Here is a 22,670-nt window from a genome sequence, read left to right as displayed (position 1 = left end):
AGGTGTGCACATCGCCGGGCGCGCGAGTGTTTTCAGCATAGCGGTGACCGGTGTTGCGCTACGCGGGCCCGCGAGCCGGATGACGTCATCCGGTGTCATACACTGGAGAGGTTGTCCGGTCACACGTGCGGAGGAGGCGATCGAGATCTCGACGATGTCTGATCAGACCGTGAGGAAGTCGTCCATCGGTCGCACGGTGAAGGCCTACGTGACGCTCACCAAGCCGCGTGTCCTCGAGCTGCTGCTCGTGTCGACGGTGCCGGTGATGTTCCTGGCCCAGGGCGGTCTGCCGAACCTGTGGCTGGTGCTGGCGACGGTGATCGGCGGCTCGTTGAGCGCCGGTTCCGCTGCGGCGTTCAACATGTACCTCGATCGCGACATCGACGCCCACATGCACCGCACCGAGAACCGGCCGCTGGTGACGGGTGAGGTGAGTCCGCGCGGCGCGCTGATCTTCTCCTGGACGCTCGCGATCGTCTCGACGGTCTGGCTGCTGGCGACCACCAACTGGCTGACGGCGACGCTTTCCGCCTCGGCCATCTTCTTCTACGTCGTGATCTACACGATGATCCTGAAGCGCCGCACCGAGCAGAACATCATCTGGGGCGGGATCGCCGGCTGCTTCCCCGTGCTGATCGGCTGGTCCGCCGTCACCGGCTCGCTCGACTGGCCGGCCTTCATCCTCTTCCTGCTCGTGTTCCTGTGGACGCCGCCGCACTACTGGCCGCTGTCCATGAAGTACAAGGACGACTACGAGGACGTCGACGTCCCGATGCTCGGCGTCACCCGCAACGCCTCGCAGGTGGGTCTCCAGGTCATCCTCTACGCGTGGGCCACGGTCGCCTGCTCGCTGCTTCTCGTCCCGATCGCGGGCATGGGGCTGGTCTACACGGTGTCCGCCGCCGTCTTCGGCGGTTGGTTCATCTACGAGTCGCACCGGCTCTACAACCGCGCGGTCCACGGCACGGAGCCGCGTCCGATGCGCGTGTTCCACGCGTCGATCACGTACCTCACACTGATCTTCGTGGCCGTCGCGGTCGACCCGCTGCTGCCCTTCTGAGACGACGAAGCGGCGCCGATTCCTCGGCGCCGCTTCGCTTCTCGTGCTCCGTGATCAGCGAGTGATCGGGGGAGTGGTCTCGCCGTCGTCCGTGCCGTTCGACGGCGCCGTGGGAGCGGCGGTCTCGGACGTCGTGTCGGGCGTCGTCTCGTCGGTCGTCGCGAATGCCTCAGCGGCCGCAGGCGCTTCCTTGACCTCGACCGGGGCGGAAGCGGATGCCGGGGCGTCGGGGGTCTGCGCGCTCCAGTCGATGGGCTCGACGACAGCGGGTGCGGCGACGGGGACGAGCGAGCGAGCCGCGACGAGAGCGAGCGTCAACAGGATCCCCACGATGCCCGCGGCCAGCACGCCGGCGCCCACGACCACCAGCGACTGTCCGACGTACACCTCGATACCCGTGGCGGTGCCGTCCAGCAGCGTCGTCGTCATCGTGCCGATCTGGCCGGCGATGAGCCATCCGCCGATCGCGGTCGCGATGAGCGACACGACGAGGAGCAGCCAGAATCCGATGCTTCGTGAGAGTGACTTGTTCATGCGCTCCACCCTTGCGCATGCGCTGATGAGTCGGCGATGCGCAAGCTGTGGATCGTCTGTGGGGTTTCAGGGTGCGACGGGGATCGATCGCTTGAGGTGGAGCACCACGACGGTGTAGGTGGCGGCGGAGAGCGACGCCAGGACCATGTGGATGCCCACGAGCACCGGCGGCAGTCCTTCGCGGGCCTGCCAGACGCCGACGCCGACCTGCACCAGGATCGCGATCACGAGCACGAGCAGCCAGCGGCGCGGCTCCAGTCGCAGCACCCACGCTGCGACGGTCAGGAACAGCACGAGCGCGGCGAGGATGTAGCCCGGCCAGGAGTGCACGTGCGCGAGGACCGTGGCGTCGAAGCCGTGCCGGAGGACGTCCGCGTCGCCGGAGTGGGGGCCGGAGCCCGTGGTGAGCACGCCGAACACGATGGTCACCGCGAGGGCGAGGCCCGTCACATGGGTGACGGCGGCGAACCAGGCGGGAACGGCGCGTTCCCGGGGGCCGGGTGCCGTCTTCAGGCGCACCAGGAAGGCGGCGGTGATGCAGACCAGCAGCAGGGATGACGTGTAGTGGAAGCCCACGATGAACGGGTTGAGGCCCGTCAGCACCGTGATCCCGCCGACGAGCGCCTGGGCCACGACGCCGATCAGGGTGAGCCACGACAGGAGTACGAGGTCGCGTCGAGCCGGTGTGGTCCGCACGGCGTGCACCGCGGCGGCGATGACCGCCAGGAGAAGCACTGCGGAAGCGACGGGGAACGCCGGGATGTGGAACGGCGAGGCGATCACGTAGGCGACCGCTGCGGCCGCGATGCCGCCCACGGCGTACCAGAGAGTGGTGATGAGGGCTCGGCGTCCGCTGAACAGGCGCAGGACCAGGAGCACGACCACCAGCGCGATGATGCCCACCACGCCCGTCATCAGCCGGTTGCCGAACTCGATCATGCCGTGGATGCCCTGCACCTCGACGATGGGCACCAGCGACTCGGGGGTGCACAGGGGCCACTCGGTGCAGCCGAGTCCCGATCCGGTGAGGCGCACCGCGCCGCCCGTGCCGATGATGATGGTCTCGCTGAGGAAGGACAGCCACGCGAAGACCGTCAGAGCGCGACCCCACAGAGCGGACGGAGGCGGAGTCGACCGCGTCGTCGGAGTGGCGGGGATCGTCGTCTCGGGCATAAGTCCTCCGGACCGCATGAGACGAGGGCATGATGGCCCGTCCGTCAGGCGGAACCTGTAGAATCGGATTGTTGCGATGGGCGCTGACAGCGCTGAAGCATCGTCAACAGTTTAGGCGCGATGGAAGCGCCCGTGATGAGGGCCCACCAACGGCACCCGCTCCCGCAGACTCGACGGGGATCAGGTGTGTCGGGGCGGATGACACCGTTTGGGACCTGTGAGGAGAGTGTTGGATGTCGGATGTGCTGATCGACCGCCCGGAGCTTGACGGTCTGGGGGTGTACGAGTTCGGCTGGCACGACGAGGACGCTGCGGGTGCCGTCGCCAAGCGAGGGATCTCCGAGGAGGTCGTCCGCGGGATCTCCGCCCTCAAGAACGAACCCGAGTGGATGCTGAAGACCCGTCTCAAGGGCTATCAGCTCTTCGGGCGCAAGCCGATGCCGACGTGGGGTGCCGACCTCAGCGACATCGACTTCGACAACATCAAGTACTTCGTCCGCTCCACCGAGAAGCAGGCGCAGAGCTGGGAGGATCTCCCCGCCGAGATCCGCGAGACGTACGAACGCCTCGGCATCCCCGAGGCCGAGCGCCAGCGTCTCGTCGCCGGCGTGGCCGCGCAGTACGAGTCCGAGGTCGTCTACCACCAGATCCGTGAGGACCTCGAGGCCCAGGGCGTCATCTTCATGGACACCGACACCGCACTGCGCGAGCACCCCGAGTTCTTCGAGGAGTACTTCGGCACGGTGATCCCCGCCGGCGACAACAAGTTCGCCGCGCTGAACACCGCCGTCTGGTCGGGCGGCTCGTTCGTCTACGTCCCCAAGGGCGTGCACGTGGAGATCCCGCTGCAGGCCTACTTCCGGATCAACACCGAGAACATGGGCCAGTTCGAGCGGACCCTGATCATCGCCGACGAGGACAGCTACGTCCACTACATCGAGGGCTGCACGGCCCCGATCTACAAGTCGGACTCCCTGCACTCGGCCGTCGTCGAGATCATCGTGAAGAAGAACGCCCGCGTGCGCTACACGACGATCCAGAACTGGTCGAACAACGTCTACAACCTGGTCACCAAGCGCGCCGTGGCGCACGAGGGCGCGACCATGGAGTGGGTCGACGGCAACATCGGCTCCAAGGTGACGATGAAGTACCCGTCGATCTACCTGATGGGCGAGCACGCCAAGGGCGAGACCCTCTCGGTCGCCTTCGCCGGTCCCGGTCAGCACCAGGACGCCGGAGCGAAGATGATCCACATGGCTCCGTACACGCAGTCGTCGATCGTCTCGAAGTCGATCGCGCGGGGCGGCGGCCGCGCCGGCTACCGCGGCGAGGTCCGCGTGGACGCGAACGCGCACCACTCCGCGAACACCGTCCGGTGCGACGCGCTGCTGGTGGACACGAAGTCCCGCTCCGACACCTACCCCGCGATCGACATCCGCGTCGACGACGTGCAGCTCGGCCATGAGGCCACGGTCTCCAAGGTCAGCGAGGAGCAGCTCTTCTACCTGCAGTCCCGCGGCATGCCCGAGGACGAGGCGATGGCGATGATCGTGCGCGGCTTCATCGAGCCGATCGCGCGCGAGCTGCCGATGGAGTACGCGATGGAACTGAACAAGCTCATCGAGATGGGCATGGAAGGATCGGTCGGCTAAATGGCGGCCTCGACGACAGCGCCCAGCGAGGCGCAGCACACGAACGCGCACATCGACCCGGCAGCCCAGGTCGCCGACGCCGGGTTCGTCCCGGTGCAGACCCGCTCCGAGCGTCCGCACTCCTTCGAGCCGACGGACTTCGGTGCCCCCACCGGCCGTGAGGTCAACTGGAAGCACACCCCCGTCGGTCAGCTCTCCCCGCTGTTCACGACTGCGACGTCGAACGACGGCGTGGACGTGACCTTCGTCTCCGGTGGAGAGTACGTCGCGGCGGGCCTCGCTGCCGGCGACGCCCCGCGCGGAGAGGTCTTCCTCGCGGAGGACGTGACCGCGGCGGTGGCGTGGCAGGGCAGCACAGAGGCCCTGCACGTGCGCATCCCTCGCGAGGAGGAGGTCGCCGAGCCGATCCTCGTCGCCCTCACCGGCCGCGGCGCTGACCGTCGTGCCGATGCCCACATCGTGATCGAGGCGCTCGAGCACAGCGCGGCGACGGTCGTGCTGCAGCACAAGGGCTCCGCCCAGTACGCGCAGAACGTCGAGATCATCGTCCGCGACGGGGCCAAGCTCACCGTCGTGACGGTCCAGCAGTGGGACGACGACGCCGTGCACGCTGCGGCGCACCAGGCGCGAGTCGGTGCGGATGCCACGCTCAAGCACTTCGTCGTGAGCTTCGGCGGCGGGGTCGTACGCGTGAACCCGAGCGTGGAGCTCGCCGGCTCCGGCTCCGAGGGCTACCTCTACGGCCTGTCGTACGCCGACGCCGGTCAGCACCTGGAGAGCCAGGTCTACCTGCACCACAAGGGCCCGCACACCAAGGGCGACGTGCTCTACAAGGGTGCGCTTCAGGGGGAGAGCGCCCACAGCGTCTGGATCGGCGATGTGCTGATCGGGGCTGACGCCACGGGTACCGACTCCTACGAGGCGAACCGCAACCTCGTCCTCACGGAGGGCGCGCGCGCCGACTCGATCCCGAACCTCGAGATCGAGACCGGCGACATCCTCGGCGCCGGCCACGCGAGCGCGACCGGTCGCTTCGACGACGAGCAGCTGTTCTACCTGCAGGCACGCGGCATCCCGGAGGAGGAGGCCCGCCGACTGGTGGTCCTCGGCTTCCTGACGGACATCGTGCTGCGCCTGGGCATCCCCGACCTGGAGGCCGAGCTGCTGGCCGCGATCGAGGCCGAACTCGCCGAGGTCGACGCGTGACGGCCCAGCGCGTCTGTGGCGTGTCCGAGCTCGAACAGGACACCCCGCTGCGCGTCGAGCCGAACGGTGTGCCGATCACCGTCATCAAGGACGGCGATGGTGTCATCCACGCGATCGGCGACACCTGCACCCACGGCGACATCTCGCTGTCCGAGGGCTTCGTGGAAGGCGACACGGTGGAGTGCTGGGCTCACGGCTCGGCCTTCTCCCTGATCACCGGCAAGCCCCAGAATCTCCCCGCATATGAGCCCGTTCCGGTCTACGTCGTCGAGATCGACGGCGACGACGTGCTCATCGATCCGACTGTGACGAAGGAAGTCTGAAGAATGTCTGTTCTCGAGATCCGCGACCTGCATGTGACGGTCGAGACCGAGGCGGGGACCACCCCGATCCTCAACGGAATCAACCTCACCATGAACACGGGTGAGACCCACGCCATCATGGGCCCCAACGGCTCCGGCAAGTCGACTCTGGCGTACACGATCGCCGGTCACCCCAAGTACACCGTCACGTCCGGTTCCATCACGTTCGACGGCCAGGACGTCCTGGAGATGAGCGTCGACGAGCGCGCCCGCGCCGGCCTGTTCCTCGCGATGCAGTACCCGGTGGAGATCCCCGGCGTCACGGTGACCAACTTCCTGCGTACGGCGAAGACCGCTCTGGACGGCGAAGCGCCCTCGATCCGCGGCTGGACGAAGGACGTCAAGGCGGCCATGGCGAACCTGCGCATGGACCCGAAGTTCGCCCAGCGCAACGTCAACGAGGGCTTCTCGGGTGGCGAGAAGAAGCGTCACGAGATCCTCCAGCTCGAGGTGCTCAAGCCGAAGTTCGCGGTCCTCGACGAGACGGACTCCGGTCTGGACGTCGACGCGCTGAAGATCGTCTCGGAGGGCGTCAACCGCGCCAAGGAGGCCACCGGCCTCGGCGTGCTGCTGATCACCCACTACACGCGCATCCTCCGCTACATCCGCCCCGACTTCGTGCACGTGGTCGTCGCCGGCAAGATCGTCGAAGAAGGCGGGCCCGAGCTCGCCGACCGGCTCGAGAACGAGGGATACGACCGCTTCCTCGACCCCGCAGCCCCCATCGAGGCGTAGGCTGATCGCATGACAGCGACGCTGACGGACGAGAAGTACGACGCGGTCACGGAGGCCCTCAAAGACGTCATGGATCCCGAACTCGGGATCAACGTCGTGGATCTCGGTCTCATCTACGACCTCGCGTGGGATGACGAGAACGACGCTCTCGTCATCCACATGACGCTGACCAGCGCCGGCTGCCCGCTCACCGACGTGCTCGAGGACCAGACCGCTCAGGCGCTGGACAACGTCGTCGACCGCTTCCGGATCAACTGGGTCTGGATGCCGCCGTGGGGTCCGGAGCGGATCACCGACGACGGTCGCGACATGATGCGGGCACTCGGCTTCGCCATCTGACCGCACACCACTTGCTGCAGGCCGAAGCGGGCGCGACCACGCGCCCGCTTCGCTGACTCCGCACCGATGCGGGGCGAGACTCGGGAGAACGAATGCTTCAGGTGAAAGCCCTGTCCTTGGCGGAACTCCGCGAGCGCACCAGCGAGAAGTGGCGGGAGTATCCGGCGGATGTGCTTCCGCTGTTCGTCGCCGAGACGGACTTCCCCCTCGCGCCCGCCATCACCGAGGCGCTGCAGCGCGCGGTGGAGATCGGCGACACCGGCTACATGGCATCGAAGACCCCCCTCGCCGCGGCCTTCGCCGGCTTCGCCTCCCGACGTTACGGGTGGGAGCCTGACCCGGCGCGGATCCGCAGCACGGCGGATGTGAGCATGGGCATCGTGGAGATCCTGCGTCGGGTGACGCAGCCGGGCGAGCGGGTGGTCGTGACGCCGCCCGTCTACCCGCCGTTCTACGACCTCGTGGAAGAGGCCGGTGCCGAGATCGAGCGGGTGCCGCTGCGCGACACCGGGACCCGCTGGGAACTGGATCTCGACGGCATCCGCGCCGCCTTCGACGATGGCGCGACCGCGATCCTGCTGTGCAACCCGCACAACCCGACCGGGACCGTGCACGACCGCGACAGCCTGGCCGCTCTCGCGGAGCTGGCCGAGGAGTTCGGCGCTGCGGTGGTGTCGGATGAGATCCACGCGCCGCTCGCGCAGCCCGGCGCGGGCTTCACGCCGTTCCTGGCGGTGAGCGATGCCGCTCAGCGTGTGGGCTACGCGGTGGTGAGCGCCAGCAAGGCGTTCAATCTGGCTGGGCTCAAGTGCGCGCTCATGGTCACCGCGGACGACGAGACGAGCGCGGTGGTGCGCGGGCTTCCCGTCGAGGTGGAGTGGCGCACCGGGCAGTTCGGGCTCCTCGCCGCCGTCGCCGCGTTCTCCGAGGAGAGCGATCCGTGGCTCGACGGGCTGCTCCGCACACTCGACGAGAACCGCGTCCTCCTGGAAGACCTCCTCGCGGCGCACCTGCCGGGCGCGCGCTATCGGATTCCGGACGCCGGATACCTGGCGTGGATCGACCTGTCCGCGCTGGGCTGGGGAGACAACCCGGCGCGACGCATCCTGAGAGACGCCAAGGTGGCCCTCCACTTCGGGCCGGCCTTCGGTGATGAGGGCGCCGGCCACGTGCGGCTGAACTTCGGCACGAGCCCCGAGATCCTCACCGAGGCCATCGAGCGCATCGCGGCGCTCGTCGGTCGATGAGTGCTCGGGCCACGACCGCGACGATCTGGGACCATCAACGCCTCTGGGTGACACTGGGTGCGGTGGCGCTGATCTTCCTCGCGGCGATCGAGGCCCTCGCCGTCACGACGGTCATGCCGATCGTCAGCGAAGCCCTCGATGGGGAGGCGCTCTTCGCCGTCGCGTTCGCTGGAACCCTCGCGACGAGCGTCATCGGCATGGTCGCCACGGGAGCGTGGTCGGACGCGAAGGGGCCCCGCGGGGCGCTGTACGCCGCCGTGGCCCTGTTCATCGCCGGCCTGCTGATCTCCGGTCTCGCCCTCACGATGCATCAGTTCCTGATCGGCCGTCTGGTGCAGGGGCTCGGGGCCGGCGGGCAGACCGTCGCCCTGTATGTGCTGGTCGCGCGCCTGTACCCGCCGAATCTGCACGGGCGGATCTTCGCGGCGTTCGCGGCGGCGTGGGTCGTGCCCTCCATGATCGGCCCGTTCTTGGCGGGCGCGGTGGCGGAGTATCTCGACTGGCGCTGGGCCTTCCTCGGCGTCGCCGTGCTCACGTCCGCGGCGTTCGTCCTGGTCGCGGTGCGACTGCGCGGCGTCGATCTCGGTGGCGGGGAGCCGCAGGACCGTCGCGCCCTGGTCGTCCGGCTGCTGCTCGCCGTGGTCGTGGCCGTGCTCGCCGTGGCGATCGGCTTCTCGGCCGAGCTCTCCCCGGCGGTCGGATGGCCGGTCGCGCTCGGCGCCATGATCCTGATCGGGTGTGCCGTGCTGCCGCTGCTGCCGCGGCGCACTCTCCGGGCCGGGGTGGGGCTGCCCAGCGTCGTGCTCATGCGGGGCATCGCGGCCGGTGCGTTCTTCGCGGCGGAGGCGTACATCCCGTACCTGCTCATGCGGAAGTATGACTTCTCGGCCACGTGGGCGGGGATCGCGCTGATGCTCGCCGCCCTGGCCTGGGCCGGCGCCTCCGCACTGCAGGGGCGCTTCGGCGAACGGCTGGGGAATCACCGGATCACGGTGATCGCTCTCAGCGCGCTGCTGATCGCCATGCTCTGCGTGCTCGCCGCCGCGCTGTTCGACGTGTCGGCCGCTCTCGTCGTCGTGGGGTGGGGGTTCGCGGGTGGCGGGATGGGGCTGCTCTACCCGCGTCTGACCGTCCTGACGCTCGCGTACTCGGATGAGACGAACCAGGGGTTCAACTCCTCGGCGCTGTCGATCTCGGACGCGACGGGGTCGGCCGTGGCGATCGCCTTCGCCGGGCTCGGCGTGGCCTCCCTCGGAGGGGGCGCCGACGCCTTCGCGGTGGTGTTCGCCTTCGGCGCCGTTCTCATCGCCCTCGCGATCGTCCCCGGCCTCAGACTCGGACACGCGGCGGAGACGCCGGCGCGCTGAGGTCTCCGGCGATCGCGACGACGCCGAGGTCGAAGACGCGGTCGAGACCCGCCGTCACGTCGATCTCGCCGTCGCCGCCGAGCGCACCGTGACTGTCCGCGTGCATGCGCTGCTGCACGAGCGTGGCGTGACCGAGGACGAAGTGCAGGATCGCCGCGCCGCGATCCTCGGCTGCTGCGGCGCCTTGCGACCGCAGCGCCTCGGTCAGGGCCGCCTGCGCGTGTGACGATCCGAGTTGCAGCGCATACGTGCTGAGGACGAGCTCCGCGCCGTCGCGGTAGGCGAACAGCGCGTCGCGGATGCCGCGTGCGGTCGCGAGCACGTCGGTGCTGCCCCGAGGAATCGACCCCGTGATCCGGTCGGCGAGGTCGGCGAGGAGCTCCTGCTTGCTCGCGAAGTGCCAGTACAGAGCGCTGGGCTGCACATCGAGACGGGCGGCGATGCGTCGCATGGACAGGTCCGCGAGTCCCACCTCGTCGAGCAGGGCGAGAGCGTGACGCGCCACGCTCTCGCGGTCGTGGCGTGCGGGATTGGGCTCGGGGGACATCCTCCGATTATAGTGAACGACGTTCAGGTGAACAGTGTTCAGGTCATGCGACGGGAGGAGTGCGGTGTCTGGATCCCCGGGAGGCCCTTCGGCGCCGATCGCGGTCGACGGGGTGTCGGTGCGGTTCGACGACAGGCCCGTGCTGCGCGATGTCACCCTGCATCTGAGCGCGCCGACCGTCGCGGTGATCGGGGCGAACGGCTCGGGGAAGTCGACCTTCGCGCGGCTGCTGAATGGTCTGGTCGCTCCCACCAGCGGACGCGTCTGCGTGCACGGTCGCGACACCGTGCACGATCGGGCAGCCGTCCGCAGGGAGGTGGGTTTCGTCTTCACCAACCCCGACGCGCAGATCCTGATGCCGACTCCCGCGGAGGACCTGGCCCTCTCGCTCCGCGGGCGCCCCAGAGCGGAGATCGCGCAGCGCGTACGGGACACCCTGGACGCGCACGGTCTCGGAGGTCACGCCGACGTGCCGGCCTCGAGCCTGTCCGGAGGACAGAAGCAGATGCTCGCTCTCGCCTCCGTGCTCATCGCCTCGCCGCGACTGGTCGTGGCTGACGAGCCGACGACTCTCCTCGACCTGCGCAACGCCCGCAGGGTCGGCGATCTGCTGCTCGAGCAGCAGGCGCAGGTCGTCGTCGTGACACACGATCTGGAGCTCGCCGGGCGCTGCGCGGCGGCGGTGCTGTTCGAGGATGGGCGGGTGGCCGCCTCCGGGGAGCCTTCCTCCGTGATCGCGGCGTACCGCCGACGCTGCGCATGATCCCGCTGTATCACCCCGGCGCGGGCCTGCTCCACCGCACCTCGGCGGGGTTCAAGCTCGCGGCGCTGGCGTCGGGCGCCCTCGTGCTCTCCCTCTTCCCTCACGACGTCGTGAGCATCGGCGTGTCGCTCCTCCTCGTCCTCGGGCTGTCCGTGCTCGGCGGGCTCCCGCTCCGACTGCCCCTCCGGGAGCTCTGGCGACTGCGCTGGATCCTCGCGGTCCTCGCCGTCGCCCTGGCCGTCTTCGTCTCACCCGCCGCGGCATGGATCAACACGGGCCGGGTGGCGGCAGTGCTGCTGCTGGCGAGTCTGCTGACGTCGACGACGCGGATGTCCGAGCTCATGGCGGTGCTGGATCGCCTGCTGCGCCCCCTGCGGCGATTCGGGCTCGAGCCGGACGCGGCCGCGCTCACCATCTCGCTCACCCTCACCACGGTGCCGGTCATCGCGGGTTTCGCGGCGCGAGTGCGCGGGGCGGAGCAGGCGCGGGGCGTCCGGCTGGGTGCACGCTCCGCCGTCCCGCTGCTCGTGCTGTCGCTCCGTCATGCGGACGACGTCGGCGAGGCGCTCGCGGCTCGCGGGTTGGGCTGACCCTCAGAGCAGCCCGAGCGTCCCGCCGCGGACAGGCACGTGCGCGCTCAGCGAGGCCAGGCGCAGAGCGCCGGCGATCAGCGCGATGGCGATCACGGCGGTCGCGACCGAGGTCCCGAGCACGAGGAGCAGGACGATCCCGATCAGGCCGCTCAACGTGCCGAGCACGAGGCGGTGCGTCGGGGCGGTGGCTACGGGCGGCGACTGCGTCTCGAACCGCGAGAACGCCAGGGCGGCGAGCGCGGTGAGGGCCAGGGCGACGGCGAGCCAGAGCGGCCGTCCCGCCCACCACTCCGCGCTGTCCAGTGCGGGCAGGGAGATTCCGGCGGTGAGGGAGAACACCGCGGTGGTGCCCGCCATGAGCAGCAGCATCGGCATGTGCCAGAGGTAGATCGTCATGGCGCGCCTGGTCACGAATCCGGTGAAGCCCGCGACGAGGGGACGGCGGCTGAACCGCTCGATCCGAGCGCGGTGCAACGAGAGCAGGCTGGTGTGCGCGACCCCGACGAGCAGCAGTGCCGTCGTCGGCGGGTTGATGTTCGCGATGAGGTCGGGGGAGTAGACGCCGGTGAGGAACGTCACCGCGAGCACCAGCAGGGCGCCGAGTCCGGCCGTGACCCTGACCTTCCGGCTGAGTGCATCGATCGAGCCGTCCGCGAGGAAGAATCCGAGCTGCTGCAGTGTCAGCCAGACGAAGCCGAGGTTCAGGAAGCCGAGCCCTTCGATGCCGGTCGCGGCGCGCACGACGTCGACGACCACGGCGGCGAGCGCCAGAGCGCCGATGGTGCGCAGCGGAGCCCTCCGGTGGGCGGAGACGAGCCAGGGCAGCAGCGCCTGGCAGAGCAGGAAGACGCCGAGGAACCACAGGGGCTGCCCGTAGCGGAAGCCCGCCGTGGCGATCAGCTCCGCCGGGACCCCGGCGACGGTGAGAGCCGCGAGGGCGAGGGCGACGGCAGCGACGACGTACATCGCGGGGCGCAGGAGACGGTGCACGCGTCCGGCGACGAAGTCCACGGCGGACCCACCGCGCTCGTGCAGCCGGCGATAGGCCATGGAGCCCGAGAAGCCGCCGATCACGAAGAAGAGCGGCATGACCTGCAGGAGCCAGCTGAGAGGGGCGATCCAGGCGGTGCCGTCGCTCGCGTTCTCGAAGAGGGGTCCGCCCTCCGAGACCGTGACACCGACCATGATCGCGTGCAGGAGCACGACGCCGAGCACGCAGAGCGCCCGGACGAAGTCGATCGCGGTGTCGCGGGATGCGGGGCGGGGGTGCGCCGGAGCGGCGGCGGGCGGCGCCTGGACGATGGCCATGAGTCCTCCTCGGGGTGGTGTCCTCGGAGACTATGGACGCGGTGTCGCGGGGAGCATCACCCTCTGGTGCCGTCCGCACCCCTACCGCGGGGTGACTCAGGCGGTGGGCTCGACCAGCCCGGTGTCGTAGGCGAGGATCACCGCGTGCACGCGATCGCGCAGGTGCAGCTTCGCGAGAACCTTGCCGACATGCGTCTTGACCGTCTGCTCGGCGATGAAGAGGTCGGCGGCGATCTCGCTGTTGGATCGCCCGCGCCCGATCAGCACGAGCACTTCGCGCTCCCGGTCCGTTAGCTCGGCCAGTGCGGTGGCGGACCGCGGTGCGCGGGGCCGCCGGCCCGCGAACTGCTCGATCATCCGTCGAGTGACGCTCGGCGCCAGGAGCGCATCCCCGCCGGCGACGACGCGCACGGCGTGCACGAGCTCCTCGGGGAGCGCGTCCTTGAGGAGAAAGCCGCTTGCTCCCGCTTCGAGAGCGTCGTACACGTAGTCGTCGATGTCGAAGGTGGTGAGCATGAGGATGCGGGGGACGTGGGCGGCAGGATAGCCCGGTCCGAGGATCCGCCTGGTCGCCTCGATGCCGTCGAGCTCCGGCATCCGCACGTCCATCAGGATCACGTCGGGGTCCAGGCGCGCGGCCAGAGTCACCGCCTCGGCGCCGGTCGCCGCCTGGCCGGCCACACGGATGCCCTCGTGCGCGTCGAGGAGGGCGGCGAATCCTGCGCGGACCATGGCCTGGTCGTCGGCGATGAGCACGCTGATCGTCACGGAGTCTCCTTGTCGGGTGCGGGTGCGGGTGCGGGTGCGGGTGCGGGTGCGGGTGCGGGCGCGGTGACCGTCGTGGTCGGCTCGGGGTCGAGAGGCAGCACGGCTTCGACGACCCATCCGCCCTCGGGCGAGGGGCCGGCGGTGAGGCTTCCGCCGAGGATCTCCGAACGCTCGCGCATGCCGCGGAGTCCGTAGCCCCCGCCATGGTGCTCCGCGCTGCGTGGCGGGTTCTGGTTGAGCACGCGGATGCGGATGCTCCGGTCCTCCGCCCGCAGCCGCACAGCGATCCGGGCACCCGGCGCATGGCGCACGGCGTTGCTCAGAGCCTCTTGGACGATGCGGAAGGCCGCGATCTGCACGGCGGGGCCGGCGGTCTCGGCGAGGTCGCCGCCCTCGATCACGAGGCCGACCTCGACGCCGGCGCGGCGGATGCTGTCGACGAGGGCCGGGATGTCGGAGACGCCCTGCTGCGGGGCCAGCTCCGCGCTCTGGTCCTCCGTGCGGAGCACGCCCAGCATGCGCCGCATCTCGGTGAGGGAGCTCCGGGCGGTGGCGGCGATGTCGTCGAACTCCGCCGTCGCCGCCTCGCCGAGGTCCGGGATCCGGTAGCGCGCCGTCGAAGCCTGCACCTGGATCACGGACATGCTGTGGGCGACCACATCGTGCAGCTCCCTGGCGATCCTGGTGCGCTCTTCGACGAGCGCGCGCCGGGCCTCCTCCAGGGCGCTGTGCTCCTTCTCACGCGTCAGCTCGGCGGCGACCCTGACCCGGGCGGCGACCAGGGCGGCGATCAGGAACATCGCGGAGGCGACGGAGGTCGTCACGATCAGATCGGCTGTGGCGCTGGCCGACGACTCCGGGAGGGCGACCACGTCGGGCCGCAGCAGCGGTGCCAGGAGCGACGCGATCGCGCCGAGGATGAGAGTGAACGCGCCGAGCCTCGCCCCATGCAGGAAGGTCACCACGCCGACGAACAGGACGAAGACGAGGAGGGCGGGGACCGACCACGGCCACGGCGACTGCACGGCCTGCTCCGGCACGACGATGAGCGGCAGCAGAAGAGCGCCGGCGGTGAACAGCGCGATGGCCCGCCGCGGACGGGAGACGGCGAGCAGCGGCGCGGCGCAGAGGGCGGCGCCGAGGATGAACGAGAGCGGAAGGGGCGTTCCGTAGAGGACGGTCTGCAGAGGCACGAGGACCGCGTACAGGGTGAGGACCGCCGCACCCAGCGCCCCGAGGGCGAAGGTGCGGCGGCTCATCCGTGCGCGGCGCGGTGTGCGCTCTCGGCGACGTGCCATGACTGTCATCCTGCCAGTTGCGGGGCGGGCTCACGGCGACGGCGGGCCGCCGCGATCCGGTCGATCACGACGCCGATCACCAGTGCGACGACGATGCCGAGCCCGGCGCTGAGCAGCGGCTGGTCCTTGATCCACGCTCCGGCCAGCAGTCCGATCACCAGGCTGAACGCGCTCCAGCTGAGTCCGGCGACCAGGCTCAGCGGGAGGAAGCGTCGCCAGGGGAAGCCGAGTCCGCCGGCGGTCATGTTGACCGCGACACGCCCCACCGGGATGTACCGGGCGCCGAGGATGAGCGTGGCACTGCGCCGATCGAGCGCGCGCTGGGCGTGCGCGAAGGCCGCCGCCACCCGGGGCCGACGCATCCACGCGAAGCGCTCCGTCCCGATGCGCCGGCCGATCCAGAACGCGATGTTGTCTCCGATGGCCGCGCCGACGGCGGCGACCACCCCGAGCAGCAGAAGGTTCCCCTCTCCGGTCGATGTCGCCACCGCTGCGGCGGCGACGAGCACCGTCTCGCTGGGCACGGGTGGGAAGAAGCCGTCGATGATGGTGACGGCCAGCAGCACCAGATAGAGCCACGGGGAGGCGATGGCCTGCATGATCAACTCGTTGAGGATGTCCACTCCGGCACGCTATGCGCCTGGTCCCGCCCTGGTCATCCCTCCGCGGTATCGCCCTCGTCACCCTCCGGAGTGATCTTGCTGGGCGGAACCCTCGGCTGCGCCGCTTATACTGGGAGGCTGGCCGATTGGTCGAACACCCTCCCCGAAAGAACGGACGTCCGCTGTGCTTGCCGTGCACGACCTCGAGATCCGCGTTGGCGCGCGCCTGCTGATGGAGAACGTCTCGTTCCGCGTCGCCGACGGAGACAAGATCGGACTCGTCGGCCGCAACGGGGCCGGCAAGACGACGCTCACCAAGGTGCTCGCCGGAGACGTGCTGCCATCCGGCGGAAGCGTGACCCGCTCCGGCGAACTGGGCTACCTTCCGCAGGACCCGCGTTCGGGCAACCCCGAAGACCTCGCGCGCACACGCATCCTCGACGCCCGTGGGCTCGGTCAGCTCAACCTCGGCATGACGGAGGCGGCCCTCGCGATGGGGTCGGACGACCCCGCGGTGGCAGACAAGGCCATGAAGCGCTACGCCCGGCTCACCGAGCAGTTCGAGGCCCAGGGCGGCTATGCGGCGGAGGCGGAGGCGGCGTCCATCGCCAACAACCTGTCGCTTCCCGACCGCATCCTCGACCAGCCGCTGTCGACCCTCTCCGGTGGACAGCGTCGCCGCATCGAGCTCGCGCGGATCCTCTTCTCCGACGCGCAGACGATGATCCTCGACGAGCCGACGAACCACCTCGACGCCGACAGTGTCGTGTGGCTGCGCGAGTTCCTCAAGGGCTACAAGGGCGGGCTGATCGTGATCAGCCACGACGTGGAGCTCGTCGGGGAGACGGTCAACCGCGTGTTCTACCTCGACGCGAACCGTCAGGTCATCGACACGTACAACATGAACTGGAAGAACTACCTGCGTCAGCGGGTGGCCGATGAGGAGCGCCGCAAGAAGGAGCGCGCGAACGCCGAGAAGAAGGCGACGACCCTGCAGCTGCAGGCCGCGCGCTTCGGGGCGAAGGCCTCGAAGGCGGCTGCCGCGCACCAGATGATCGCGCGTGCCGAGAAGCTGCTCGCGGGGCTCGACGAGGTGCGCCAGGAAGATCGGGTCGCCAAGCTGCGCTTCCCGAAGCCGGCACCCTGCGGGAAGACCCCGATGATGGCATCCGGGCTCTCGAAGTCGTATGGGTCGCTCGAGATCTTCACCGATGTCGACCTCGCGATCGATCGCGGCTCCAAGGTGGTCGTGCTCGGGCTCAACGGCGCGGGCAAGACCACGCTGCTGCGCATGCTCGCCGGCGTCGACCAGCCCGACACCGGGCAGCTCGAGCCGGGACACGGCCTCAAGGTCGGCTACTACGCCCAGGAGCACGAGAACCTCGACGTGAACCGCTCGGTGCTGGAGAACATGGTCTCCGCAGCACCGCACATCACCGAGACCGAGGCCCGCAAGGTGCTCGGATCGTTCCTGTTCACGGGCGACGATGTGCTGAAGCCTGCGGGAGTCCTGTCGGGTGGAGAGAAGACGCGGCTCTCGCTCGCGACGCTCGTGGTCTCCTCGGCGAACCTGCTGCTCCTCGATGAGCCGACGAACAACCTCGATCCCGCGTCACGCGAGGAGATCCTCGGTGCGCTCGCGCACTACGAGGGCGCCGTCGTCCTCGTGTCGCACGACCCCGGTGCCGTGCAGTCGCTCAACCCCGAGCGCGTGCTGATCCTGCCCGACGGCGTCGAGGACATCTGGAGCCAGGAGTACCAGGACCTCATCGAGCTCGCCTGACCTGTCGCGGGATCGGTCCGCCCGATCCCGTGGCATAGTCGGACGCATGTCCGCAGAGCACAGCGCTTCTCCGTCCGAGACCGCCTCCTGGCTGCGTGCGCAGCCTGCTCTGACGGGCAGCGCTCCTCCGCTCGATGCCGCGACGCTTCCCCCGGAGCCGGTGACGCTGTTCCGAGACTGGATCGCGACGGCCTCCTCCGCCGGCGTCCCGGAACCGCACTCGGCGACACTGGCGACGGTCGACGGCGACGGCATCCCGGACGCCCGCACGCTGATCCTCAAGGACGTCGACGCCCGCGGCTGGGCCTTCGCCGGGCCGAGGTCCTCGCGCAAGGCGAGGCAGCTGGCCGCACGACCCGCTGCCGCGCTGAACTTCTGGTGGCAGCCCCTCGTTCGAGCCGTGCGCGTGCGCGGAGCCGTGCAGGAGGCATCGGCCGCCGAGAGCGCCGCGGATCTGGCCGCTCGCTCCGCGGCCGCGCGGGACGGCATCGCCGACGGGGCGTGGGTGCTCTGGCGGATCGTGCCGGACCGCGTCGAGTTCTGGCAGGGATCGACGGACCGCAATCACACCCGCATCGTGTACGAGCGCGCTGAGCACGGCTGGATCCTCAACGCGTCGGGAAGCCCGTCCGAGGCGGGAAGGAGAGCCTGATGTCGCGTGCTCCGCGTCGACGGCGGAGCACGAAGAGGGTCTGGCCCTCCGACCGCGCCGGTGCCACACTGTAACGATCTGATCGCACGGTGACGTCGGGGGAGGTGACGGCATCAGGTTCTCGAAGGCTCGTCAGGTCACGGCCGCCGCCGCTCTCGTGCTCGCGCTCCTCGCGCCGGCCGTCGTCACCCAGCCCGCGTTCGCGGCAGCGCCGGCCGGAGGTCCGACCACACCGGGCATCTGGAACTATCACACCGTCACGTTCCGCTCCCTCGACGTCCCGATCGCCACCGTCCAGGTCGCCGACGGCGGGCTCGCCCCTCGGCAGCCTGCACCTCCCGCCGAGGACGGAGTCTTCGACGGCTGGGTGACGGAGTCCGGCGGGCAGGAGGTGCCCTTCGACTTCGCGCGGACCGTGATCACCGGGGACCTCGTCGTCGACGCCCGCTTCACCGACATGAGGGTCGTCCAGTTCCTGGCGGGGCCGAGCGGCGCGGACGCGCGTCGGATCATCGACTCCGACGAGGTGGAGAACGGCCAGACGCTCGGTGAGATCGCTCCGGATGTGACGCAGGTCCCGGAGGGAATGGTCTTCACGGGAGAGTGGTACAGGCAGGGGGACCCCACCCGCGCCCCGTACGACTTCTCCTCTCCCGTCACGGAGAACCTGCACCTCATCCCGATCTTCGCCGCGGGTTTCGCCGTCTCGTTCGTGACCGACGGCACCGCCGTGAACCCTGTGTTCGTGATCGAGCCCGACACCGCGTTCACCGCGAGCGACCTCGCGGCGGTGCCGCCGCCGACCAGGACCGGGTACTCGTTCACGAACTGGTGGGCCGATGCCGCACGCACGCAACCCGTCACGCTTCCGATCACGGAGCCCACGACGCTGTACGCGGGGTGGGTCGGCGAGAGCGTCGAATACCACGTGAGCTACTGGCTCGAGAAGTCCAATGTCGTCGCGGATTCCTACCCGTCGCCGGTGTTCACGCCCGCGGGAGGGAGCATTCCGGCATGGGGTCCGTCGGACGGCGCCCTGAGCGCAGCCCAGATCGCGGATCCGGCGACGTACACCTTCCTCGACGACGTGGCGTCGACCGCGACCGCCGGCACGGCCGTGGGCGGCCCCACCACGAAGGAGGCGCTTCCTCCCGCGATCCAGGATCTGGTCCAGGCGCAGCTCGACCCCGCACTCGTGCAGTCCGATCCGCTCGCCTTCGCCGATCTCGCGGTCAGCCAGCAGGACGTCACGGTGCGCGGTGACGGATCCACCGTGGTGAACGTGTACCTGACCCGGGCACTGTGGCGGATCGACTTCGTCCTCATAGCTCCCGGCAGCTCCGCGAACGTCCCGGCGCGCTGCAACGCCGCCGGCACCTACGACGTGACGATGGACGTCGGCGGCACGACCTACTACCAGGGCACGGTCCCGGGCGACGGGCAGCTCCTCGGCACGTTCTCGGTGCGGGAGAAGATCGGCTTCAACATGCAGGCGGCGGGTGTGGCTCCGGTACCGCTCTCGCAAAACGATGGCTCAGGGATGATCACCGCGTACGACGCCGGCACCGTGGACCAGAACTGCGTCCTGCGAGGCTGGGGGCCGCTGCAGATCACACCGGAGACGTTCACGGCGAACTACACGGGCGCGGGGGCGGACGTCGGCTCCGTGAACCTGGCGGCGCGCACCGCCTCCATGACCGGAAAGATGGCGGCAGCCAGCACGCAGGTCCTGACTCAGCGTTACGACTTCGTGGAGCTGCTCGATCAGTCGCAGGGCGCGCCGGACGACGTCCTCGGACCTGATGGCGTGCCCAACGACCCCCTGCACGTCTCGACGCTCTACAACAACGACAAGACCGCGGTCAGGGCAGAAGTGGCCCCGGGACATCAGGTCTTCAGCGCATACCGGACACCGTGGTACTGGGCGTCGGTCGGAGATCGTCAGGTCGCGAGCGTGATCGACGGGTTCTCCTCCTACGTGGGCTACGGCACCGGTGCCAACACGCAGGGCAACTACTTCCAGCTCGACGCGGCATCCGGCCGGCTCTATCAGCTCAACAACAGCAGGAACACCAACGACCGCTACCGCTACCAGTTCTACAGCCGCAACACGTATGCGCTCACCTTCGTCACGGGCGGCGGCACCGTGATCCCGCCCGTGCAGGCGATCCCGTATCAGGGTGACCTCCAGACGAGAGCTCCCGCCGACCCGAGCCGCGGACGCGACGTCTTCCTCGGCTGGTTCACGGATTCCGAGTTCAACGTGCCGTTCCGCTTCGAGGGGGCGACCATGCCCGCGAGCAACCTCGTCCTGTACGCGAAGTGGCTCACGGATCCGCACACCGTGGAGTTCTACGATCATCCCTCCTCGCCGGATCCGATCGGGAATCTGACGCAGACCGTGGAGGACCAGGCCGCCGCGACCTCCCCGGGCCCGCTGCCGCCGCAGCCCGACGGGCAGACGTTCGTCGGCTGGTATCAGCGCACCGACGACGGGTACTTCGTGCCGTACGACTTCGACACCCCGGTCGGCTCCGACCTGCGGCTGTACGCGCGGTGGCAGCAGCCGGTCGGCGCACCCTTCACGCTGACCTATGACGGGGACGGCAACACCGGCGGCACGGTGCCGGCCGATCCGCTCGGCTACGACACCGGTGCGAGCGCGATCGTCGCCGACGGCTCGTCCCTCACGCGCGGCGAGGAGGTCTTCGTCGGCTGGCGGCGACCGACGATGGCCGTCGCACGCATCATCACGAGTCCGGTGTCCCTCGACGGGCTGTATCAGGCCGGTCGTACCGTGCGCTTCTCCGGGGCGGACGTGACCCTGCTCGCCGTGTACGCCGACCCGGACCCCCGGTTCTCGGTCACCTTCCACGAGAACGGGGGGAGTGACGGCACGGTCGTCTGGGACGGCCCTCCGGGGGCGTCCGTGACGTATCCGGATGCGTCCGATCTGGGACTCAGCGGTCCCGGCACCACCTTCCTCGGCTGGGCGACCAGCCCGGACGCCGAGACCGCGGACGCCGCCTTCGACCGTCTCTCCCTCTCGACCTTGACCGCCGACGTCGTCCTGTATGCGGTCTGGGCCGCAGCGCCGCCGACGCCTCCCGTGCCTCCGACACCATCGCCCTCTCCGTCGGGAGAGGCATCGGGAAGCCTCCCGAGCACGGGAGGAGACCCCTGGGGGACTCTGCTGCTCGGGGCAGCGCTTCTGGCCGTCGGGGCCGCGGGTGTCCTCATCCGTCGCCGTCGGCAGGGCTCCGCCTGAGCCCGCAACCCTCAGCGGGCGTCGAGCAGTTCGTCCTCGACGTTCGCATCGTGGTCCCTGCGGGGCCGCTTCGCGACCGGGGCGGGAACGCCCTCGACCTCTTCCCGGTGCTTCACGATCTCCGTGCGGATGATGTATCCGATGAAGATGAAGCCCATCAGGGCGAACAGGATCCACTGGATCGCATAGGACAGGTGCGGGCCGGGGTCGTCCGTCGGAGAATCGAACCCGCCCAGTGCGCTGGCGCCGGCCGGATCCTCGCTGACCATCCGCCCGTACGCTCCGGTGATGACGTCACCGTCGACACGCTCGGCGATGGACGGCAGGTGGATCGTGGGGACCTGCCCCTCGGGGGCGCCACGGCCGGACGCAGGCAGCTGCTCGCCCGGGCGAAGCCGCACGATCACGTCGACCTCGCCAGACGGCGGCGCCGGGACGGCATCCGGGGAATCGCCGTCGCCCGGGGGCACCCATCCGCGGTCCACGATGAACACGCGTCCGTCGACGTCGCGGAAGGGAACCAGCACCTCGAATGCGCTCGTGCCCCCGTGCGGGCGGTTGCGCACCAGCACCTGCTCGTCGGCCAGATACTCGCCGCGCAGAAGGACCGGATGCCATTCGTCCGCGGGGTCGAGCGTGCCGTCGGCGCCGATGAAGTCCGCGAGGGGAGCGGGGTCGGCGTCGTAGTTCTGCTCGACGAGCTCGATCTGCGCGGCGCGGGACTCATTGCGTTCGAACTGCCAGTTCGACAGGAAGACGCAGGCGACGGCGAAGCCGATCGCGATGAGGACGTACACCGTCCATCGGATGAAGCGCGCACTCATGCCGGCACCCCGTCGCGGACGGTGACGGGGAAGTCACGGGCGGCGAGATAGTCGCGCAGGAATCCGACGTGCTCGTCGCAGGCGAGCCAGACCTTCTCCCGGTCGGCGGCATGGATGCGCGGGTTCCGCCACACGACGTGCTTGGTGGCCGCGCTCCGGCAGCCGGCGCGCGAGCAGACGAGATCTGTCATCGGTCTCTGTGGCCTTCGTGGATCGTGATCACCTGCGGGGGAGCGGTCGGCCCATCGAGGGGCGCGGGTGCCGGTGCGTCCAGCTCGCGCCGCGGTGACTCCGCAGCCGTCTCGGTGCTGTCGCTTCCGGCGTTGGCGAAGACCACGGCGATGTACGGGAGCACTGCGGCCGAGATGCCGAAGACCCAGGTGTACCAGCCGTAGGGCTGCACGAGAACCATCAGCCCGAAGCAGACGATGCGGATCGACATCGTCAGCGCGTAGCGGCGCACGCGGTGGTCGCTCTCGTCCCGCGGCGACTGCGGGAGAGAGGTGACAGCGGGGACTTCGCGCGCGTTCTTCACGATGCTTCCAGCCTACGCCGATGCGGCTGCTGCGGCGTGCCGTCGTGCGGACGC

At 69.6% G+C, this 22,670-nt stretch carries 23 protein-coding genes; 13 read left to right on the top strand and 10 right to left on the bottom strand.

The genetic code is table 11. The annotated features are described in order from the left end of the window. Positions 1-154 precede the first annotated feature (154 nt). Positions 155-1,060, top strand: coding sequence for a heme o synthase (locus tag CSX12_RS09740; RefSeq protein WP_017202287.1), 906 nt, complete (start codon positions 155-157; stop codon positions 1,058-1,060). A 54-nt stretch (positions 1,061-1,114) separates the two neighbouring features. Here CSX12_RS09740 and CSX12_RS09735 read toward each other — a convergent pair whose 3' ends face one another. Next, on the bottom strand, positions 1,115-1,594 hold the full coding sequence (locus tag CSX12_RS09735; RefSeq protein WP_124895649.1) for a hypothetical protein: 480 nt from the start codon (positions 1,592-1,594) through the stop codon (positions 1,115-1,117). A 66-nt stretch (positions 1,595-1,660) separates the two neighbouring features. Beyond that, positions 1,661-2,767, bottom strand: a complete 1,107-nt coding sequence (locus CSX12_RS09730; protein ID WP_124895648.1) for a COX15/CtaA family protein — start codon at positions 2,765-2,767, stop codon at positions 1,661-1,663. A gap of 233 nt (positions 2,768-3,000) precedes the next feature. Here CSX12_RS09730 and sufB point away from each other — a divergent pair, with 233 nt between their 5' ends. From sufB to CSX12_RS09695, 7 genes are all read left to right on the top strand, one after another. Further along, positions 3,001-4,419 carry a Fe-S cluster assembly protein SufB gene (gene sufB / locus CSX12_RS09725; protein ID WP_124895647.1) on the top strand — a complete coding sequence of 473 codons (1,419 nt, stop codon included), beginning with the start codon at positions 3,001-3,003 and terminating at the stop codon, positions 4,417-4,419. Then, positions 4,420-5,625, top strand: coding sequence for a Fe-S cluster assembly protein SufD (gene sufD, locus CSX12_RS09720; RefSeq protein ID WP_124895646.1), 1,206 nt, complete (start codon positions 4,420-4,422; stop codon positions 5,623-5,625). It abuts the gene before it with no gap. After that, positions 5,622-5,948 carry a non-heme iron oxygenase ferredoxin subunit gene (locus CSX12_RS09715; protein WP_026049738.1) on the top strand — a complete coding sequence of 109 codons (327 nt, stop codon included), beginning with the start codon at positions 5,622-5,624 and terminating at the stop codon, positions 5,946-5,948. The genes sufD and CSX12_RS09715 overlap by 4 nt, the downstream gene beginning before the upstream one ends. Positions 5,949-5,951: 3 nt before the next feature. After that, positions 5,952-6,722, top strand: coding sequence for a Fe-S cluster assembly ATPase SufC (gene sufC, locus CSX12_RS09710; protein WP_017202281.1), 771 nt, complete (start codon positions 5,952-5,954; stop codon positions 6,720-6,722). A 9-nt stretch (positions 6,723-6,731) separates the two neighbouring features. Continuing rightward, complete coding sequence (locus tag CSX12_RS09705) at positions 6,732-7,061, top strand: metal-sulfur cluster assembly factor (protein ID WP_017202280.1); 330 nt, start codon at positions 6,732-6,734, stop codon at positions 7,059-7,061. Between the two features lie 92 nt (positions 7,062-7,153). Then, positions 7,154-8,308 carry an aminotransferase class I/II-fold pyridoxal phosphate-dependent enzyme gene (locus tag CSX12_RS09700; RefSeq protein WP_124895645.1) on the top strand — a complete coding sequence of 385 codons (1,155 nt, stop codon included), beginning with the start codon at positions 7,154-7,156 and terminating at the stop codon, positions 8,306-8,308. After that, positions 8,305-9,675: an MFS transporter gene (locus CSX12_RS09695; protein WP_124895644.1), complete on the top strand. Its 1,371-nt coding sequence runs from the start codon at positions 8,305-8,307 to the stop codon at positions 9,673-9,675. Before CSX12_RS09700 ends, CSX12_RS09695 begins: the two co-directional genes overlap by 4 nt. Here CSX12_RS09695 and CSX12_RS09690 read toward each other — a convergent pair. Continuing rightward, the gene (locus CSX12_RS09690; RefSeq protein WP_124895643.1) at positions 9,638-10,222 is read right to left on the bottom strand and encodes a TetR family transcriptional regulator; all 585 of its coding nucleotides are present in this window, start codon (positions 10,220-10,222) and stop codon (positions 9,638-9,640) included. The genes CSX12_RS09695 and CSX12_RS09690 overlap by 38 nt on opposite strands. A 64-nt stretch (positions 10,223-10,286) precedes the next feature. Here CSX12_RS09690 and CSX12_RS09685 point away from each other — a divergent pair, with 64 nt between their 5' ends. Together CSX12_RS09685 and CSX12_RS09680 are read left to right on the top strand one after the other, a co-directional pair. Continuing rightward, positions 10,287-10,985, top strand: a complete 699-nt coding sequence (locus tag CSX12_RS09685) for an ABC transporter ATP-binding protein (RefSeq protein WP_124895642.1) — start codon at positions 10,287-10,289, stop codon at positions 10,983-10,985. Then, a complete protein-coding gene (locus CSX12_RS09680) occupies positions 10,982-11,575 on the top strand; it encodes a CbiQ family ECF transporter T component (RefSeq protein ID WP_124895641.1) in 594 nt (197 codons plus the stop codon). The genes CSX12_RS09685 and CSX12_RS09680 overlap by 4 nt, the downstream gene beginning before the upstream one ends. Positions 11,576-11,578: 3 nt before the next feature. On the opposite strand, the gene CSX12_RS09675 is transcribed toward CSX12_RS09680, so the two are convergent. From CSX12_RS09675 to CSX12_RS09660, 4 genes are all read right to left on the bottom strand, one after another. After that, a complete protein-coding gene (locus CSX12_RS09675; protein WP_124895640.1) occupies positions 11,579-12,886 on the bottom strand; it encodes an acyltransferase in 1,308 nt (435 codons plus the stop codon). A 96-nt stretch (positions 12,887-12,982) separates the two neighbouring features. Continuing rightward, on the bottom strand, positions 12,983-13,654 hold the full coding sequence (locus tag CSX12_RS09670) for a response regulator transcription factor (RefSeq protein WP_017202273.1): 672 nt from the start codon (positions 13,652-13,654) through the stop codon (positions 12,983-12,985). Further along, the gene (locus CSX12_RS09665) at positions 13,651-14,952 is read right to left on the bottom strand and encodes a sensor histidine kinase (RefSeq protein WP_124895639.1); all 1,302 of its coding nucleotides are present in this window, start codon (positions 14,950-14,952) and stop codon (positions 13,651-13,653) included. Before CSX12_RS09665 ends, CSX12_RS09670 begins: the two co-directional genes overlap by 4 nt. A gap of 5 nt (positions 14,953-14,957) precedes the next feature. Further along, the gene (locus tag CSX12_RS09660; protein ID WP_017202271.1) at positions 14,958-15,575 is read right to left on the bottom strand and encodes a VTT domain-containing protein; all 618 of its coding nucleotides are present in this window, start codon (positions 15,573-15,575) and stop codon (positions 14,958-14,960) included. 163 nt (positions 15,576-15,738) lie between these two features. Here CSX12_RS09660 and abc-f point away from each other — a divergent pair, with 163 nt between their 5' ends. From abc-f to CSX12_RS09645, 3 genes are all read left to right on the top strand, one after another. Continuing rightward, entirely contained in the window at positions 15,739-17,337 is a 1,599-nt protein-coding gene (gene abc-f / locus CSX12_RS09655; protein WP_017202270.1) for a ribosomal protection-like ABC-F family protein, read from the top strand. A gap of 46 nt (positions 17,338-17,383) precedes the next feature. Further along, the gene (locus tag CSX12_RS09650; RefSeq protein ID WP_124895638.1) at positions 17,384-17,989 is read left to right on the top strand and encodes a pyridoxamine 5'-phosphate oxidase family protein; all 606 of its coding nucleotides are present in this window, start codon (positions 17,384-17,386) and stop codon (positions 17,987-17,989) included. 157 nt (positions 17,990-18,146) lie between these two features. After that, positions 18,147-21,257 carry an InlB B-repeat-containing protein gene (locus tag CSX12_RS09645; RefSeq protein WP_124895637.1) on the top strand — a complete coding sequence of 1,037 codons (3,111 nt, stop codon included), beginning with the start codon at positions 18,147-18,149 and terminating at the stop codon, positions 21,255-21,257. 11 nt (positions 21,258-21,268) lie between these two features. Here CSX12_RS09645 and CSX12_RS09640 read toward each other — a convergent pair whose 3' ends face one another. From CSX12_RS09640 to CSX12_RS09630, 3 genes are read right to left on the bottom strand one after another with little or no spacing between them, the layout of a single operon-like run. Further along, a complete protein-coding gene (locus tag CSX12_RS09640; RefSeq protein ID WP_124895636.1) occupies positions 21,269-22,081 on the bottom strand; it encodes an SURF1 family protein in 813 nt (270 codons plus the stop codon). Next, positions 22,078-22,272, bottom strand: coding sequence for a hypothetical protein (locus CSX12_RS09635; protein WP_124895635.1), 195 nt, complete (start codon positions 22,270-22,272; stop codon positions 22,078-22,080). The genes CSX12_RS09640 and CSX12_RS09635 overlap by 4 nt, the downstream gene beginning before the upstream one ends. Continuing rightward, complete coding sequence (locus CSX12_RS09630; RefSeq protein WP_017202265.1) at positions 22,269-22,616, bottom strand: DUF3099 domain-containing protein; 348 nt, start codon at positions 22,614-22,616, stop codon at positions 22,269-22,271. The genes CSX12_RS09635 and CSX12_RS09630 overlap by 4 nt, the downstream gene beginning before the upstream one ends. Positions 22,617-22,670 lie beyond the last annotated feature (54 nt).

It is taken from the genome of Microbacterium sp. Y-01, assembly GCF_003856715.1.
Taxonomy (GTDB): domain Bacteria; phylum Actinomycetota; class Actinomycetes; order Actinomycetales; family Microbacteriaceae; genus Microbacterium; species Microbacterium algeriense.
The sequence above is the reverse complement of the archived record's forward strand: the minus strand, read 5'-3'. Positions and strand labels throughout refer to the sequence as shown.

Coding starts and splice junctions, on each gene's coding strand:
- CSX12_RS09640 (WP_124895636.1), bottom strand. CDS start 22,081: ATGAGTGCGCGCTTCATCCGATGGACGGTGTACGTCCTCATCGCGATC.
- CSX12_RS09735 (WP_124895649.1), bottom strand. CDS start 1,594: ATGAACAAGTCACTCTCACGAAGCATCGGATTCTGGCTGCTCCTCGTC.
- sufB (WP_124895647.1), top strand. CDS start 3,001: ATGTCGGATGTGCTGATCGACCGCCCGGAGCTTGACGGTCTGGGGGTG.
- CSX12_RS09700 (WP_124895645.1), top strand. CDS start 7,154: ATGCTTCAGGTGAAAGCCCTGTCCTTGGCGGAACTCCGCGAGCGCACC.
- sufC (WP_017202281.1), top strand. CDS start 5,952: ATGTCTGTTCTCGAGATCCGCGACCTGCATGTGACGGTCGAGACCGAG.
- CSX12_RS09680 (WP_124895641.1), top strand. CDS start 10,982: ATGATCCCGCTGTATCACCCCGGCGCGGGCCTGCTCCACCGCACCTCG.
- CSX12_RS09675 (WP_124895640.1), bottom strand. CDS start 12,886: ATGGCCATCGTCCAGGCGCCGCCCGCCGCCGCTCCGGCGCACCCCCGC.
- CSX12_RS09730 (WP_124895648.1), bottom strand. CDS start 2,767: ATGCCCGAGACGACGATCCCCGCCACTCCGACGACGCGGTCGACTCCG.
- CSX12_RS09665 (WP_124895639.1), bottom strand. CDS start 14,952: ATGGCACGTCGCCGAGAGCGCACACCGCGCCGCGCACGGATGAGCCGC.
- CSX12_RS09635 (WP_124895635.1), bottom strand. CDS start 22,272: ATGACAGATCTCGTCTGCTCGCGCGCCGGCTGCCGGAGCGCGGCCACC.
- CSX12_RS09690 (WP_124895643.1), bottom strand. CDS start 10,222: ATGTCCCCCGAGCCCAATCCCGCACGCCACGACCGCGAGAGCGTGGCG.
- CSX12_RS09740 (WP_017202287.1), top strand. CDS start 155: ATGTCTGATCAGACCGTGAGGAAGTCGTCCATCGGTCGCACGGTGAAG.
- CSX12_RS09650 (WP_124895638.1), top strand. CDS start 17,384: ATGTCCGCAGAGCACAGCGCTTCTCCGTCCGAGACCGCCTCCTGGCTG.
- CSX12_RS09705 (WP_017202280.1), top strand. CDS start 6,732: ATGACAGCGACGCTGACGGACGAGAAGTACGACGCGGTCACGGAGGCC.
- CSX12_RS09695 (WP_124895644.1), top strand. CDS start 8,305: ATGAGTGCTCGGGCCACGACCGCGACGATCTGGGACCATCAACGCCTC.
- sufD (WP_124895646.1), top strand. CDS start 4,420: ATGGCGGCCTCGACGACAGCGCCCAGCGAGGCGCAGCACACGAACGCG.